We start from the raw sequence: 15,447 nt of genomic DNA, 5'->3' as shown, positions 1-15,447 counted from the left end.
ATATCCTCAATGCGGTGATTGCGGGTGGACCAGCCGCGCCGGTGTGCTCAGCGCCTCCAGGCTGCAGGCGGCGGTTTCGTGTCCCGTCACCCGGTCCGGACCGGACAGCACCCTCGCCCCGCTGCGGCGGCCGATTTCCCGGAGCATGCCCTTGAAGATGCGCAGGTGCAATGGAAACGTGGCCCACCAGTACGCCAACCCGGCCAGGCCACGGGGCAGAAACCGCGAGCGCTGCACCAGCTCCGTCCGCTCCCCGCCCGCACCGGCGCCGCCCTGGAGTCGGGACAGCCGAAACTCCAGCAGGGCTTCCCCGGGCAGGCGCATCTCGGCCAGGAGCATCAGCCGGGCCTGCTGCGAGGTGCCGGGCGCCTGGACATCCAGCACGCGCCAGAAATCCAGGGCATCGCCAATGAAGAGCTGCTCAGGATCCCGCCGGCCGCGGCGCAGGCCAGGCCCGCCGGCCAGTGTATCCAGCCATCCTCGCAATCTCCAAAGATAATTATCAAACAACCAGCCATTCTCCCCGCCAATGCGCACCACCTGTTGCCATACCTGCTCCACCGGGGCCTCCAGCACCAGGCGGAAGGTCTCCCCCAGCACCGTGCCGCCGGCATAGGGCGCATCGCCACAGGCCAGCCACTCGGGCACGCGTGCTTCACCGGCATCGCTCCAGCAGGTCTCCACCGTGTGTTGGCGGACCTTGTCCAGGGCCAGCGTCATGGCCTCGCGCACGGGCGTGGGCCTGTGCCCCAGCAGCTCCATCAGCCGGTTGTCCCGGGCCACCACCCGGGTTTTGAGCCCCTGCACCAGCGGTCGGGCCAGGCTGGCCGGGATGGGCGTGACCAGCCCCACCCACAGTGACGACAGGAAGGGCGTCAGCACCGGCACGGGAATGAGCCGCGGCCGCGGCAGGCCGGCCACCTCGCAATACAGCCGGAACAACTGCTTGTAGGTCAGGACGTCCGGCCCGGCGATATCATACTCTTCCCCTGCTGTTTCAGGATGTTCCAGACATCCGGCCAGGCAGTGCAGCACATCCCGCACGGCCACGGGCTGCGCCTGGGTGTACACCCAGCGAGGACAAATCATCAGCGGCAGGCGGTCGGCAAGATACCGGATAATCTCAAAGCTGGCGCTGCCTGAGCCAAGGATCTGGGCTGCCCGCAACACCGTGGCCCTGGGCTCGCCTCCGGCCAGGATGCTCGCGACCTCATTCCGGGATTGCAAATGATGGGACAATCCTCCGTCATCATTTACTATCCCTCCAAGGTACAATACCCGCTCCACCCCCTCGCGCTCACAGGCCCGCATCATGATGTGCGCCGCCAGCCGGTCGGCGGCAGCGTAGTCGCGTTCCTGAGGGTTCATGGAATGGATCAGATAGACCACCGCCCGGCAGCCGGACACGGCGCGACGCACCGCGGGATACGAAAAGACATCCGCCTCGGCTACCTCCAGCTCCGGATGCCCGGCCCAGGGCCGGCAGCCCAGCTTGGCTGCGGAACGGACCATCACCCGCACCCGGTGCCCTCGCTCCAGCAGCAATGGCGCCAGCCGTCCCCCGATATACCCCGTGGCCCCTGTCACCAACACCGGCCGAGTATCGCGCATGGGAACTCCAGGAAAAAGATGAACCAGGAGGAAAATCCCCCCTCCCCCTGTTCGTGCATGCGGAGGGAACGCAGTTCCCCCCGCATGCCTTGCCTCTTATTTCTTCACCCAATACGGGTGCGCCAGATCCTCAAACGCGCTCAGGGCGGCCACGGAGCCTTCCCCGATGGCCGTGACGATCTGTTGCACCCCACCGGTGACGTCACCGGCGGCGTACACGCGGGGGATATTGGTCCGCATGGCCCGATCCACCTTGATGAAGCCCTGTTCGTCCAGCTGCACGCCCAGATCCTGGGCCAGGGAGGTGTTGGGAATGACGCCCACAGCCACGAAGACGGCGTCCACGGCCAGTTCGTTTTCCTCAGCAGTGACGGTATCGCGCAGGCGCAGGCCGGTCACATGGCCGTCCTTGCCCAGAATCTCCAGCACTTCCTTGTTCCAGAGCACGGGGATTCCCTGGCTGGCGACGCTATCCTGCAGGTGCTGCTGGGCGCGGAAGCTGTCCCGCCGGTGGAGGATGGTCACCTTGGCGCCGAGATTCTTCAGATGCAGCGCATCGGTAAGAGCCGAATTCCCCCCGCCGACCACAGCCACGGTGCGGTCGCGGTACAGGTAGCCATCGCAGGAGGAACAATAGCTGACGCCAAAGCCGGCATACAGATCCTCGCCTATGGCCCCGATTTTCTTCCAGGAAGCCCCGGTGCACAAAAGGACGGCCCTGGCCAGGAAAATGCCGCGCTGGGTGTGCACTTCCACCTGTTTGCCGAGCTTGATTTCGGAGACGTCTTCATCCTCGCGGATATCGCAGTAGCTGCGGGCCTGTTCTGCCATGATTTCCATGAGTTTCTTGCCGGGAATATTGGCAAAGCCCGGATAATTCTCCACCACTGGCGTGATGGCCACCGCGCCGCCGAGCACATGCTTTTCCAGAATGACCGCCTTCAGGCCGCTGCGGGCCACGTAAATCCCCGCCGTCAGCCCGGCAGGCCCGGAGCCGATAATCACCACGTCCACAGTTTCCACGGGCACGTGCTCGTGCTGGTGCTCATGGTCGTGCTCGCCCAGAATGTCCTGCGCGCTTTGCAGACTGACCAGCTCGACGATAAATCGCTCCTCCGGCTCCAGGCCCAGCAGGTGCACGGCATCGTTAATAATAGTGTGCGGCACGGAGCCGATGCCGTACTCGTCGGCCAGGACGGTGTGCTGGGCGCTGTCCACGCACTCAGCCTGCACCAGATCCGGCCGCTCCACGGCAGCCTTGAAGGCATTGAAGACCTGGCCCGGGCAATACGGGCAGCTGGGACTGACGAACACCCGCACCTGCCGCGGCTCCTCCAGCTGCTTGAGGAGCTGCCTGGAGGTGGGGGAGAGGTGACTTTCTGCCGTGGAAGCCAGCAGGATGGCCTGGATGAAGCTGCGGCCTTCCTCGCCCAGGGGCGCGCCAAGATAGCGCAGGTGATATTTTTCCGGGGCAATGCACAAGGTGGGCGAAAAATCCACCCCCAGCTCCCGGGCACGTTCGCTGTCCAATGCATGATATACCGGCTTGAGCCTGGCATCCAACCTGGCTACATCCCGAACGAATTTTCGCAAAAAATCGTTGTACTGTTCGTTGACGTCCTTGTTGGTGAAAACTTCCAGCGTCACCTCGTCCTTGAGGGCCTTGAAGGTCTCCTTGAGGGCGATGCGGGCGTCCTCGGGCAAAAACCAGGCGTCTTCTTCAGCCTCGGCAGGCTTCTTGGCAAAAAAGGGGCTCATGGCAGTTCCAGGGTTGAGGGTCGATGCTGCCTGTCCCATATCACACGGCGCGTGACGCATACAAGCACGCGTGGATGACAAGCCAGCCCCCTGCGCGTATAACCCGACGCATGCGTACCTATACTCTGTTTTGTCTGGATTTCGACGGCACCATCATGGACAGCATGCCCGCCTTCATCCACAGCATGCGCGGCGCGGCCGGACGTCTGGGGTATGAACCACCGCCCAATGCCCGCATCGCCCTGGCCATGGGGGTGGGATCATTGGCCAAATGCGTCACCTTTCTCTTTCCGGATATCCCGGAGGACCAGACTGCCCCCTGGGTGGAGGCCTACCGGGACATCTACCGCACCGAAGGCGCAGCCCTGGCCACGCCCTACCCCGGCGTGCCCGATGTCCTGGATACCCTGCTCGCCGCTGGCAAGCGTCTGGCCGTGACCAGCAACAAAGGCGAGACCCTGCTGCGCTCCGGTCTGGCTGACCATGATCTGCTGGACCGTTTTGAGCTGGTCATCGGCGAAAAGCCCGGCGAACCCAAAAAGCCGAATCCAGACACTTGGCAACGCCGCGTGGCGCCACACTTCCCCGGCCTGTCCCTGGAAGAGGTGCTGGTGGTGGGCGACGGCGAGCCGGACATGGCCTTTGCCCAAGCCTTGGGAACCGCAGCCTGCCTTGCGAAGTACGGCTACGGCCCCATGGATCGTCTAGTTGAATATAATCCAAAATTTCAGATAGATGCATTCACCGACATCCTGAATCACCTGTAATAATAATTGCGATTCATGACGAATCGCAATTTAACCTCCGCCTCATCGCAAGGAGCGCGCATGCAATTCCTGCACACGGACAAGGCCCCCAAGGCCATCGGCCCTTACTCTCAGTCGGTCGTTGCTGGTGGCTTTTTGTTCATGTCCGGCCAGATTCCCCTGATCCCCGGCACTACCGAACTGGCCGGCACGGACATTGAAAGCCAGACCCGGCAGGTCCTGGCCAATATCGCCGCCGTGCTGGAATCCGCCGGCTGCACCCCGGCCGATGTGATCCAGTCCCGCGTGTTCCTGGCCGATCTGAAGGATTTCCAGGCCATGAACGCCCTGTATGCCACCTTCTTTGGCGAGCACAAGCCCGTGCGCACCACGGTGCAGGTTGCGGGCCTGCCCATGGGCGCACTGGTGGAAATCGAATGCCTTGCGGAAAAGAAGTAAGAAAACCAGTGGACTGAATGGGGCATCTGCAACTATGGCGCTCCATGCCTTGATGCGATGTTGCGATTCTTATCGCAACATCGCAGTTTACCCCAGCTCAAACGTGGTCACGCCATAAATCCGCTCCAGAGGCAACTGCTGTGGCGGACCCATGTGGATGCGCGCGGTTTCGAAGACAGGCTTGAGGCCATGTCGCGCGGCCAGGGCCAAAGCGGCGGCGTTTGGCGCCGGGGTGTCCAGATACAGCGGGCCGGAACGGGCCTGGGCGGCCAATCCCTGAAAGAGCAGGGCCGCGGCCTCGGGATGCGGGGCAAAGAGCGGACCGATCTTCCAGCCGCGCACACAGGGGCGGACCACACCGTAGCCTGTGAGCCGCCCATCTTCCACCCAGGCCAGCCCTTCGCCATGGCTTGCATCGACCCAGCATCGCAAAAAGGCTTCCCGCCGTGCGCCGAAATGTTCGGCATCCAGATCTGCAAGCGCCTCGAACGGTGCCTCTGTCAGCGGCTGCACCCGGGCATCCCCGGGCATGGAGCCTCCGGCTTCGCCTTCGTGGCGGATATTACCGTAGGCCTTGGTAAAGCCGGCCTGCAGATACTTGGGCACCATGGCCAGCACGCCATCGGCAGCCATGGTGGTCACGCCCAGGTCGGCGAGGCGGGCCCTGATGGCATGGAACAGCTGCAGGCCGTACCCCGCGCCGCGATATTCCGGGCGCACGACATAACATCCCAGAAATGCAAAATTATTTGTGTATTGCACCCCTGAGATGCAGGCCACAGGCACACCGTTCAGAAGGCCCAGCAAAAACCCTTGCGGATCCGCAGCAAGGAAGCACTGCCCATCGTACAGGCCAGGATTCCAGCCTTCCCCGGTGATCATTTCCAGCAGGAAGGGCAGCTCTTCTCTGGCCAGGGTGCGGATTACCAAGTTCGACATGAAGAACCCTCCGGACTTGCGGGAGATTTTGGAGTGCAAGGCGGCCTGGGCCAGGGGTCACGGCCCGGACCAAGCCGGGCGAGGCGGGGCCGGCGCTGTTCCGCACCATACCCGGCTTTGCCGCATCGAACCAGCCTTGCCGGCACAGCAACTGCCCACGGCAACAGGCTCACGCAAAAAAAATGAGCCCTTCGCAAAAAAACACTTGCCAGCCAAAACGAATGAAGCTAGATACGACTTTCTTCAACGCGCCGAGGTAGCTCAGTTGGTAGAGCAGGGGACTGAAAATCCCCGTGTGGGGGGTTCAATTCCCTCCCTCGGCACCAGAAAGTTCAAGGGCTTATGGAGCAATTCCATAGGCCCTTTTTCTGTTTCAACCGGGTGCTCCGCCCTTCAGCAGGGTGAGCCTCGCCGGTGATTTGAGTTTCAGACAACCGCCCGCTTACCCAATCCCCCCCGCCAAGGTCAGTTCTGACGATGCGTGGCACCGCGTCCTGCGAGCGGCCCGTTCAAGGGGAGGATTCTTCCCTCCGCTTGAAAAGCGAGAGACAACATCTCGCCGTTCCCCCTGCCGCACCTCCACGCTGATTTCTCATTGTTATTCGGTTCTCTTCTTGCCTCAACCCTGTTTTACCCGTATAATTCTTTCCACTTTTTCACTCCGTGTCCGGGGCATGTGGCGCCGGACACTGGAAAAACGATGGCCTGCTGGCGCACGGAGCCAATTGGCCGTCTTTTCGGTTGGATTCAGACAAGTTACGGGAGGGGATTTTACCATGCGGCTGCGTTCCATCAAACAGACCATCGCACTCATGGGCGGGGTGTGTCTGTTCATTAGTTCTGCATCCTTGGTGCTCTACGGCGTCATTGCCACGGAGAATACCCAGGAGCATATCACCGGGCAGGTCAACACGATGCTTGAAGACAGCGCCAGGCAAATCCTGGGAGCGCTGGCTTCAAGTCAGGCGGCTGTTGTTCAAAGCGCCTTGCAAGACAACCTGGATACCGCCCGGACCCTGGCCAAAACATTTGAGGTGCTCCGCGAACGCCATCAGGCCGATCCCTCTGGCCTGCGTGATACCTTCAACGCCATCCTGCTGGCCGTGCTGGAGAACAACCCCGAATACCTGGGCACGTATTCCGCCTGGGAGCCCAACGCCCTGGATGGCCTGGATGCGCAGTTTGCCGGCTCCGCCTCTGCCTCGGGCTATGACCCCACGGGCCGTTTTGTCCCCTACTGGAACCGGGACAGCGCAGGCAAAATCGCCAGACAGGCCCTGGTGGAGTTCGAAAGTCAGGACCGCCACCCCAACGGCGTCCGCAAAGGGGGCTGGTACCTGAACCCCAAGGAAACCGGCCGCGAAAATGTCCTCGACCCGTTCCCCTACATTGTGCAGGGCAAACAGGACTGGCTGACCACCTTGTCCGTACCTATTAAAAAAGATGGGAAATTCCTGGGCCTTGCCGGGACGGACCTGCGGCTGGGCTTCCTGCAGGAACTTGCCGTGTCCGTGAATGGCAAACTCTACGGCGGCGAGGGCGAAGTGCTCATCGTCAGCTATGACGGCCTGATTGTCGCCAACAGCCGGGACGCGAACACCATCGGCCAGCCTGGCAAGGCGGTGTTCAAGAATGTTCAGGAAGTGCTGGCCAACGTCCAGGGCGGAAAATCCTCTTCCGGACTCAACAAGGAAACCGGCCTGATGGAAGCCTATGCCCCCATCAAGCTCGGGCGGACGGAAAAACCCTGGTCCGTCCTTATTCGCGTGCCGGCGGACATCGTGCTGGCCGATGTGCACGCGCTCAATGCCGAGCTGACCAACCGCGCCCGCGACAGCGTGTACTGGCAAATCGGCGTGGGCCTGGGCATTACAGCCCTGGCCATCGGGGTGATCTGGTTCTTCACCGGCGGCATTGCCCGCCCCATCCGCAAAGCGGCGGACTTTGCCCAGGCCGTGGCCAGTGGCGACTTCACCCACCAGCTTGATGTGCACCAGCATGATGAAGTGGGCGTCCTGGCCGACTCGTTGCGCACCATGGTGGACAATCTCAAAGCCAAAATCGCTGAGGCAGAAGCCAAGGGATTGGATGCCCAGCGGGAAACGGAAAACGCCCGCACCGCCACTGCCGAGGCTGAGGCCGCCCGCGCCCGCGCAGATCAGGCCAAGACCGAAGGCATGCTCCACGCGGCCGCCCAGCTGGAGGGCGTGGTGGCGGTGGCCTCCGAAGCGGCAGACCGCCTGGGCGCCCAGGTGGAGGTTGCCAGCCGCGGCGCCGAAGAACAGTCCCACCGCGTGAGCGAAACCGCCACCGCCATGGAAGAAATGAACGCCACGGTGCTGGAAGTGGCCCGCAACGCCTCCCATGCCGCGGAAATTTCCGATACGGCCAGCAAAAAGGCCCAGGAAGGCGCCAGCATCGTCGGCCAGGTGGTCAGAGGCATCGGCGATGTGGACCGGCAGTCCCGGGAACTCAAGCAAGACATGGCAGCCCTTGGCCTGCAGGCCGAGAGCATCGGCCAGGTGATGAACGTCATTTCTGACATCGCCGACCAGACCAATCTCCTGGCGCTGAATGCCGCCATCGAGGCCGCCCGCGCCGGCGATGCGGGGCGCGGCTTTGCCGTGGTGGCCGACGAGGTCCGCAAGCTGGCCGAGAAAACCATGCAGGCCACCAAGGAAGTGGGCGCGGCCATCCGCGGCATCCAGGACGGCACCCGCAAAAACATGACCAATGTGGACACCTCGGCCAGGAACATCGAGGAAGCCACCCAGCTGGCCAATCGTTCCGGGGACACCCTCAAGGAAATCGTCTCCCTGGTGAATCAGACCTCCGACCAGGTCCGCTCCATCGCCGCGGCCTCGGAACAGCAGTCCGCGGCCAGCGAGGAGATCAATCACTCCATCGAACAGGTCGCCAGCATTTCAAGCGAAACCGCCCAGGCCATGGGCCTGGCCTCCCGGGCCGTCGCCGAACTGGCCACCCAGAACCAGGTGCTCCAGCGGCTCATCGTGGAGATGAAATCTTCAGGCAAGACCAGCTGATAGCCGGTCCGCCCGTCGGCACCCGACCAACACGCAGGGCGATCCACCACTTGGGGAGGATCGCCCGGCCAGATACGTCATCCGGCCAGATACGTTGCCACATCCCGGAAAGCGCCCTTGCCGCCGAGCAGGGCCCCGGCAAAGCCGCCCCCGGGGTTGCCCCAGGCGCTGGCCAGGAACAGGCCGGGCAGAGCCTGGGCATTGGGCAGGCGGGTCATGAAGGCGTTGTCCACGGTGGGGGCGTAGCCATAGATGCTGCCGTAGGTGTTGCCGGTAAAGCGCAGGTTGGTCAGGGGCGTGGATTCCTCGCGCATGACGATCATCTGCGAGAGCCCCGGCAGGGCCAGCTGTTCCACGCGTTGGATAAGCAGATCGGCCACCCGGCGTTTCTCCTGCAGATACGCCTCCTTGCGATCAGCCAGGTAATCCAGTTCAAAGCGTTGCCACGGATCGTAGCCGGAAAGACACATGATGCAGAGTGTGGAGCAGCCGGGCGGGGAGAAGCCGGGAACGAGGTTGTCATAGACCATCATGGAACAGGAGACGCGCTCGTACTCGCCCTTGAGGCTGGCGGCAAAGCTCTGCTCCGGGTCAAGGCCGGCGTAAAAGGACTGCTCCGGGGTGGGGCAGGTTTTGGTGATGTCCTGATTGAGGCCCAGCCAGACGATGCAGCAGCCCGGGCTGGGCGTGCCGGCTTCCAGGCGGGTCCGGGCCTGGGCCGGCAGACTGCCCTCGGGCAGGAGCGATTCCAGCAGCTGGGGCGCGCTGGCATTGCAGACCACGGCGCGGGCACGATGCTGCTGGCCGTCGCTGGTGGTCACGCCCACGGCCCGGCCCTGTTCCACAAGAATGGAGTCCACCGCCACATGGGTGCGCACCGTGCCGCCCGCAGCCTTGATGGCCGCGCCCAGGGCATTGGACAGGGATTGGGACGTGCCTTTCAGATAGGCCCCACCGAATTCCAGGTACTCGCCGGTGGGCACCAGATAGAAAAAGGCCGAGAGCGTGGAGGGAGGCAGGCCGTAGTAGCCGCAGCTCTGGGTCAGCACGGCCTGGACCCTGGGGTTGGTGATGTGGGCATCCACCAGCTGGCCCACGCTTTTGTCCCGGATGGCCCAGAGTGCAGGATAGGTGGTGGGGAACGCCGCCTGCGAGGCGCCAGACGCCTCCGTCGGACCATGGGCAGCCTGCGCATCCAGCGCGGCCACTTCGCGCATGACCTTTCGCCAGAGGTCAAAATAGGCGGCAATGCCCTGGGCGTCATTGGGGAAGACAGCCGTAAGCTGGTGCTCGAAGCCGTCCAGCCCGGCCTTGTGCGGGATCTCAAAACTGAAGTCCGGAAAGTGGGAACACCAGGCATGCTTGTGGGGGACGAGTTCCAGGGAATCCCACACCCCGAGTTCCTGGAGCATGCTTTTGGTCCCGGGCGCGGCCAGGGCCGAGGCATGCAGGGAAACCTCGCAGGTGAATGCGCCAGCTCCCCCTGCTCCCCCGGCTTCTGCGGCTTTTGCGGCCAGCCCCTCCCCGTGGCGGGGGAAGGACGTCGCATACCCGCCCAGGCGATAGTGCTGCTCCAGGAGCAGCACCTTGAAGCCATTGCGGGCCAGATGCGCCGCGCAGCTCAGGCCACCCAGGCCGGCGCCGATGATGATCACGTCGTGCAGGCCCGGTGCGGCCTGGGCCGGGGCGGGGCCGGCAAAGCGCCAGCGCACCAGCGCCGACGCCGCGGTCATGGCCGCGCACTGCAGGAAAAATCGACGTTCCATGCGCCCCCCCTGGGTTTTGCACAAAATACCCGCGCAACAGGGCCGTTGACAAGGGGATGCCCAGCCCCTGCGACACAATTTCCCTCGCCCGGCAACTTCGAACAACCAGATCCTCTGCACGGCCGGCGCACATTCCCATTGCCCGTGCCGGGTCCTGGATCTATGCTGTGTGGATGCTCACCCGCACCTTCAGCCATGCCCCCGGCCTGGGGCCAGCCCTGGAAGCCAAGCTTTGGGCTGCCGGCATCACCGACTGGGACACCCTGCTCGACGCCCCCCAAAGCGACTGGCTCGTGCCACCGGCCCGGCGTGGCCTGCTGCGCGATACCGTGGAGGAGTCCCGCATCCGCCTGAGGAGCGCCACGCCGGCCGACGCTGCCTGGTTTGCCGACCGTCTGCCCTCCCGCGAACACTGGCGGCTCTGGACCGCCTTTCGCGACCATGCCGCCTATGTGGACATCGAAACCACCGGCCTGGGCATTGAGGAAGACCACATCACCACCATCGCCTGCCGCGATGCCCACGGCCTGCGTACCTACGTGCACGGCCACACCCTGCCCGACTTTCGCGATGCCCTGGACGACTGCCGCCTGCTGGTGACCTTCAACGGCAAGTGCTTCGACGCGCCCTGCATCGAACGCCAGCTGGACATGGCCCTGGACATGGCCCACCTGGATCTGCGGTATCCCCTCAAAAAGGCCGGCCTGCGCGGCGGACTCAAAGCCATCGAAAAGACGCTGGGCCTGGATCGCGGCGAGCTGGACGGCGTGGATGGCTACGCCGCCGTGCTCTTCTGGCAAGGGTACCGGGCCACGCAGGACACGCGCTGGCTGGAAACCCTGCTTTCCTATAATGCCGCCGACGTCCTCTCCCTGGAGCGCCTCTGCGCCCGCACCCACAACCTGCTGGTGGAAGGCACGCCCTTCGACCTCCTGGAGCAGGTGCCCGAACCCGTTCCACCCGAAAACCCCATCCCGGCCCATGCCGAGATCGTCCGCAGTGTGCTGGCGCGCATGGGCAAATGATTGCCTTGCGGCCGGGCTTGCGGTACCCGGAAGGAAGTTGCGCGGAGCCCGAAAGATGACCTGTCGTCACCGGCCTTCTGGCCTTTCTGGAAAAGGGAAAAGGGAGAAACCGTCATGATAGAGTTCGACCGCAATCCCGTGCTTGCCGCGCTCAAGCAGCGGCGCAGCATCCGCGCCTTCACTCCCGAGCCGGTCACCCGCGAGGGAGTGCGGATCATCCTGGAAGCCGGCCGCTGGGCCCCCAGCGGGCGCAACAACCAGCCCTGGCGCTTCCTGGTGGTCATGGCCGAGGATCCCCGGAAAAGAGCCCTGGAATCCTGCACCCAGTATGAGCACCTGATCCGCGACTGCCAGGTCTGCATCTGCGTCTTTCTGGAAAAGTCAAAAAAATACAGCGATCTGAAAGACTACCAGGGCGCAGGCGCCTGCATCCAGAACATGCTGCTGGCTGCGCACGCCCTGGGGCTTGGCGCTGTCTGGATCGGGCAGATTGTCAATGAACCCGAGCCGGTCTTCAAGGCCCTGGGCCTGGATGGCTCCACCTACGAGCTCATGGCCGTGGTGGCTGTGGGCCGGCCGGACGAAACGCCCTCCTCGCGCCGGCTGCCCCTGGAAGCCTTGTGCCTTGAGGAATTGTAAGAGGATCTTCATGGAAGTGCATATGTTCCCCATGGGCCCGCTGGAGGTGAACTGCTACCTCCTCCTGGGCCAGACGGAAAACGGGCTGGAAGCCGTGGCCATCGACCCCGGAGGTAATCCCCACAAGGCCCTGGACTTGCTTGATAAAACAGGCGCAAAGCTGACGCATGTGCTGATCACCCACCTGCATTTTGACCACACCGGCGGCGTCCGCGCCCTGGCCGAGGCCACCGGAGCCACGGTGTATGCCAGCTCCAGGGATGCCTCCCTGCTGGATTCCGAACTGGGCCGCGGTGGCTTTATGGGCCTGCCGGAAATCGAGCTCTTCGAGTTCATGGCCCTGGCTCCGGGTGAGCATCGCTTTGTGGGCGAACGGTGCCTTGTCCTGGCCACGCCTGGACATTCCGCAGGCAGCCTCTCGTTTTACTTTCCCGCGCAACACCGTGTGTTTGTGGGCGATCTGCTCTTCAACCGCTCCGTGGGCCGCACGGATTTTCCCGGCGGGGACTACAACACGCTCATCCGTTCCATCAAGGAGCAGATCTTCACCCTGCCCGGGGACACCATTGTGCACAGCGGCCATGGCGACCCGACCACCGTGCAGGACGAACGCATGCACAATCCATATTTGACTGAATTTTAAGGATATTACCATGATTCCTGACTGCGTGCGCGTGAATCTGCTGGATAAATGTTGACGCCTGACGCTGGAGATCGGGTGGCATCTCCGTCAAGCCGACGCTTCGTGCGTGGAAGTGCTGGTGCACCGCCGGCACCGGGAGGAATGTTATGAGGTTCTGCACCTGGAACCCTACTGGCGGGTGGAGGAGGTTCGTGATGCGAACCTCCCGGACGGAATCCCGGACGACGCAGCCTGCTTCGTGTATCGCCGGCAGACCCGCAGCTGAGCCGCCGGCATGACCCCCCCCTCTTCTCCGCCCGCACCGGCCGAACCGGCCAAACTGGCCAAACTGGCCGAACTGGCCACACCGGCCGCGGCTCTTGCCGGGTATGCCTGCAGCCCGCGCCCCAAGGGCAATAGTGACACCGCCCTCTCCCTGTTCCTGGAGGCTCTGCAGGCTGCCGGGCAGCCCACGGAACGGTTGGCCCTGCGCAATTGCTGCGTGCTGCCCTGCCTGGGCTGTCAGCGTTGCGCCCTGCCGCCGGGCGGGGTGTGCGTGCAATCGCCCAAGGATCAAAGCGCCCTGCTCTTTGCCCCGCTGCTGCAGGCGCGGGCCGTGTGTTTTGCCGCGCCCATCTATTTCTACCACCTGCCCTCAGGCTTCAAGGCCCTCATCGACCGGGCGCAGAGCTTCTACGCCCGCAAGGAACACCAGGACCCGGCCATGCTGGCCCTGCCGCCGCGCAAGGCTTACGTGATCCTCGTGGCCGGACGGGCCAAGGGAGAGCGGCTTTTTGAGGGATCACTGCTGACCCTCAAGTATTTCCTGAAGCCTTTCAACATCACCCTGGCCGAGCCCTGCCTGTTGCGCGGCGTGGATCAGCCGGGCGATGTGTCGCACAAGGCTGCAACCGAGATTGCCGCGTATGCCCAGATGGCCGCGCGAGAACTGCTGACCATCTCGGCCTAGCGAGACCGGGCGGGCTGTATGGACATTTTTCCCGCCTCACTCCACACGGAAGACCCCGGTGCGGCGCTATCCTGGCGGGCGCGCGTGACGCAGGAAGCACTGCGCATGGCCCGGCTGCTGGGCATTGCCCCGGGGCGCTGCCGGCTCTGTGGCCGTGCCCAGGGCGCTGTCCTTTCAGGACACGATGCCGGCCTGGGCCTTTGCCAGGACTGCGCTGCGGCCCTGCCCTTTCGCAGCGCCGGCCATTGCAGCTGTTGCGGCGAGTTGTTCGAGCGGGAAGAGGATCCCCCGCGGCGCTGCGGCGCCTGCCTTGCGCATCCTCCGCCTTATTCCAGCGTGCTGTTTCACGGGGTCTACGATGGCGCATTGCAAGACGCCATCATTCAGTATAAATACCATGGCAGGCACGCCGTGGAGCGGCTCCTGCAAGAGTTGCTGTTGCAGCGCTATACACTGGAACTGGCTGCGTCAGGGACGGCGCTGCATGACTGCATCGTCCCCATGCCCCTGCACCCGGCCAGACTCAGGGAACGCGGATTCAACCAGAGCCTGGAGCTGGCCCGCCCCCTGGCCCGGCGCTGGCGCATTGCCCTGCTGCCTGCGGCGTTGGTCCGCGCCCGGCGCACCACGCCCCAGGCCGGCCTTTCCCGCAACGAGCGGCAGGAAAATGTGCGCCACGCCTTCCTTGCCCCGCGGCCTGAACTGCTGGTCGGGCGCAGGGTGCTCCTGGTGGATGATGTCATGACCACCGGGGCCACGGCCGCCGAAGCCGCGCGCAGCTGTCTCGCGGCCGGCGCACTTAAGGTAGATTGTTGCATGCTGGCCAGGGCTTAGAACCTCCAGCCGGAAGTGGAGATGTTGTCGATGCAAGACGTTGTGCGAGCCCCTGCCCCCTTTCCATTGCGCGCCCTCCTTCCGCGTGGCCGCCGCGCCGCAGGATTTGCCCTGGCCCTGCTGCTCGCCCTGTGCTGCTGCGCCATGGGCTCGCCTGCAGCCGCCGTGACGGTCAAGGGCGCAAACTGGATCGATCCCGTCTGGTTCCCCCTCATGAACCAGCTCACCAAGGACGGCTTCGACCCTCGAGAGGTCCGCGGCTATTTCTCTTCCCATGGCCTGACCTACGGTCCTGAATACATGGGTAAAAAGATGCGGGCCCTGTACATCTCCAAATATTCCCCCAGCCTGCCGGCCAAGCTCACCGCCCTTGACCCCAACCGCCGCAAACGCAGCATCTACGATGTCCATGTCCCGCCGGACCGCCTGGCCAAAATCCGATTCATGTATTGGAAATACCAGGATGTGCTGGCCCGGGCGGAGCGTGAATTCGGCGTCCCGCGGGAAGTTGTCCTGGCCTTCATGGTCATTGAAACCCGCGTGGGTGACTACCTGGGCGAGCAAAATGCCTTCCGGGCCCTGGCCAGCATGGCCGCCACCCGCAGCTACGCGCCCGTGGCCGCGCACTTCAAGCAACTCACCGTCACCCCGACGCAACTGCAATGGGTCGAAGAACGCATGGGTGAAAAGGCCGACTGGGCCTATACCCAGCTCAAAGCCCTGCTGACGTATGCCAAGGCCAATCACATGGACCCACTGCGAATCCCCGGCTCCATCTACGGCGCCTTTGGCCTGTGCCAGTTCATCCCCACCAGCGCCCTGGAACGCGGCGTGGACGGCGACGGTGACGGCCGCTGCAATCTCTTCGTCCCTGCGGACGCCATCATGAGCATCGGTAACTTTTTGAAGATGGTCGGCTGGAAACCCGGCTTAAACCGCGCCGGCAAGCTCGCAGTCATCAAACGGTACAACCAGGACGACGCTTACGCCAGCATGGTCCTCGAAATTGCCGCACGGTTGTAAGCCGCTGTTTC

13 protein-coding genes and 1 tRNA gene are annotated in these 15,447 nt (G+C 63.8%); 10 read left to right on the top strand and 4 right to left on the bottom strand.

The genetic code is table 11. The annotated features are described in order from the left end of the window. Nucleotides 1-6 precede the first annotated feature (6 nt). Both ACYQ00_RS13540 and ACYQ00_RS13535 read right to left on the bottom strand, forming a co-directional pair. A complete protein-coding gene (locus tag ACYQ00_RS13540; RefSeq protein WP_460032673.1) occupies nt 7-1,611 on the bottom strand; it encodes an SDR family oxidoreductase in 1,605 nt (534 codons plus the stop codon). Between the two features lie 96 nt (nt 1,612-1,707). Further along, the gene (locus ACYQ00_RS13535; protein WP_460032672.1) at nt 1,708-3,369 is read right to left on the bottom strand and encodes an FAD-dependent oxidoreductase; all 1,662 of its coding nucleotides are present in this window, start codon (nt 3,367-3,369) and stop codon (nt 1,708-1,710) included. 110 nt (nt 3,370-3,479) lie between these two features. On the opposite strand from ACYQ00_RS13535, the gene ACYQ00_RS13530 reads away from it, so the two are divergent. Both ACYQ00_RS13530 and ACYQ00_RS13525 read left to right on the top strand, forming a co-directional pair. Next, nucleotides 3,480-4,136, top strand: coding sequence for an HAD family hydrolase (locus ACYQ00_RS13530; RefSeq protein WP_460032671.1), 657 nt, complete (start codon nt 3,480-3,482; stop codon nt 4,134-4,136). A gap of 60 nt (nt 4,137-4,196) precedes the next feature. Beyond that, nucleotides 4,197-4,574 carry a RidA family protein gene (locus tag ACYQ00_RS13525; protein ID WP_460032670.1) on the top strand — a complete coding sequence of 126 codons (378 nt, stop codon included), beginning with the start codon at nt 4,197-4,199 and terminating at the stop codon, nt 4,572-4,574. An 87-nt stretch (nt 4,575-4,661) separates the two neighbouring features. Here the strand turns inward: ACYQ00_RS13525 and ACYQ00_RS13520 are convergent, their stop codons facing one another. Further along, nucleotides 4,662-5,513, bottom strand: coding sequence for a GNAT family N-acetyltransferase (locus tag ACYQ00_RS13520; protein WP_460032669.1), 852 nt, complete (start codon nt 5,511-5,513; stop codon nt 4,662-4,664). A 250-nt stretch (nt 5,514-5,763) separates the two neighbouring features. Here ACYQ00_RS13520 and ACYQ00_RS13515 point away from each other — a divergent pair. Together ACYQ00_RS13515 and ACYQ00_RS13510 are read left to right on the top strand one after the other, a co-directional pair. Continuing rightward, nucleotides 5,764-5,839: transfer RNA gene (locus ACYQ00_RS13515), tRNA-Phe, on the top strand. Between the two features lie 450 nt (nt 5,840-6,289). After that, a complete protein-coding gene (locus ACYQ00_RS13510) occupies nt 6,290-8,557 on the top strand; it encodes a methyl-accepting chemotaxis protein (protein WP_460032668.1) in 2,268 nt (755 codons plus the stop codon). Between the two features lie 77 nt (nt 8,558-8,634). Here ACYQ00_RS13510 and ACYQ00_RS13505 read toward each other — a convergent pair whose 3' ends face one another. After that, nucleotides 8,635-10,323, bottom strand: a complete 1,689-nt coding sequence (locus ACYQ00_RS13505; RefSeq protein ID WP_460032667.1) for a phytoene desaturase family protein — start codon at nt 10,321-10,323, stop codon at nt 8,635-8,637. A 173-nt stretch (nt 10,324-10,496) separates the two neighbouring features. On the opposite strand from ACYQ00_RS13505, the gene ACYQ00_RS13500 reads away from it, so the two are divergent. The 6 genes from ACYQ00_RS13500 (at nt 10,497) to ACYQ00_RS13475 (ending at nt 15,436) form a co-directional block, all read left to right on the top strand. Next, nucleotides 10,497-11,348, top strand: coding sequence for a ribonuclease H-like domain-containing protein (locus ACYQ00_RS13500; RefSeq protein WP_460032666.1), 852 nt, complete (start codon nt 10,497-10,499; stop codon nt 11,346-11,348). Nucleotides 11,349-11,462: 114 nt separating this feature from the next. After that, nucleotides 11,463-11,987 carry a nitroreductase family protein gene (locus ACYQ00_RS13495; RefSeq protein WP_460032665.1) on the top strand — a complete coding sequence of 175 codons (525 nt, stop codon included), beginning with the start codon at nt 11,463-11,465 and terminating at the stop codon, nt 11,985-11,987. A 10-nt stretch (nt 11,988-11,997) separates the two neighbouring features. Then, nucleotides 11,998-12,630 (top strand): MBL fold metallo-hydrolase, encoded by a 633-nt coding sequence (locus ACYQ00_RS13490; RefSeq protein ID WP_460032664.1) that lies wholly within the window; start codon nt 11,998-12,000, stop codon nt 12,628-12,630. 274 nt (nt 12,631-12,904) lie between these two features. After that, nucleotides 12,905-13,579, top strand: a complete 675-nt coding sequence (locus ACYQ00_RS13485; RefSeq protein ID WP_460032663.1) for a flavodoxin family protein — start codon at nt 12,905-12,907, stop codon at nt 13,577-13,579. An 18-nt stretch (nt 13,580-13,597) separates the two neighbouring features. Beyond that, complete coding sequence (locus tag ACYQ00_RS13480; RefSeq protein WP_460032662.1) at nt 13,598-14,413, top strand: ComFC family protein; 816 nt, start codon at nt 13,598-13,600, stop codon at nt 14,411-14,413. Nucleotides 14,414-14,443: 30 nt separating this feature from the next. Then, nucleotides 14,444-15,436: a lytic murein transglycosylase gene (locus ACYQ00_RS13475; protein WP_460032661.1), complete on the top strand. Its 993-nt coding sequence runs from the start codon at nt 14,444-14,446 to the stop codon at nt 15,434-15,436. Nucleotides 15,437-15,447 lie beyond the last annotated feature (11 nt).

Source organism: Megalodesulfovibrio paquesii (assembly GCF_054653055.1).
This window is presented reverse-complemented; position numbering and strand designations above follow the sequence as displayed.

Coding starts and splice junctions, on each gene's coding strand:
- ACYQ00_RS13540 (WP_460032673.1), bottom strand. CDS start 1,611: ATGCGCGATACTCGGCCGGTGTTGGTGACAGGGGCCACGGGGTATATC.
- ACYQ00_RS13535 (WP_460032672.1), bottom strand. CDS start 3,369: ATGAGCCCCTTTTTTGCCAAGAAGCCTGCCGAGGCTGAAGAAGACGCC.
- ACYQ00_RS13530 (WP_460032671.1), top strand. CDS start 3,480: ATGCGTACCTATACTCTGTTTTGTCTGGATTTCGACGGCACCATCATG.
- ACYQ00_RS13525 (WP_460032670.1), top strand. CDS start 4,197: ATGCAATTCCTGCACACGGACAAGGCCCCCAAGGCCATCGGCCCTTAC.
- ACYQ00_RS13520 (WP_460032669.1), bottom strand. CDS start 5,513: ATGTCGAACTTGGTAATCCGCACCCTGGCCAGAGAAGAGCTGCCCTTC.
- ACYQ00_RS13510 (WP_460032668.1), top strand. CDS start 6,290: ATGCGGCTGCGTTCCATCAAACAGACCATCGCACTCATGGGCGGGGTG.
- ACYQ00_RS13505 (WP_460032667.1), bottom strand. CDS start 10,323: ATGGAACGTCGATTTTTCCTGCAGTGCGCGGCCATGACCGCGGCGTCG.
- ACYQ00_RS13500 (WP_460032666.1), top strand. CDS start 10,497: ATGCTCACCCGCACCTTCAGCCATGCCCCCGGCCTGGGGCCAGCCCTG.
- ACYQ00_RS13495 (WP_460032665.1), top strand. CDS start 11,463: ATGATAGAGTTCGACCGCAATCCCGTGCTTGCCGCGCTCAAGCAGCGG.
- ACYQ00_RS13490 (WP_460032664.1), top strand. CDS start 11,998: ATGGAAGTGCATATGTTCCCCATGGGCCCGCTGGAGGTGAACTGCTAC.
- ACYQ00_RS13485 (WP_460032663.1), top strand. CDS start 12,905: ATGACCCCCCCCTCTTCTCCGCCCGCACCGGCCGAACCGGCCAAACTG.
- ACYQ00_RS13480 (WP_460032662.1), top strand. CDS start 13,598: ATGGACATTTTTCCCGCCTCACTCCACACGGAAGACCCCGGTGCGGCG.
- ACYQ00_RS13475 (WP_460032661.1), top strand. CDS start 14,444: ATGCAAGACGTTGTGCGAGCCCCTGCCCCCTTTCCATTGCGCGCCCTC.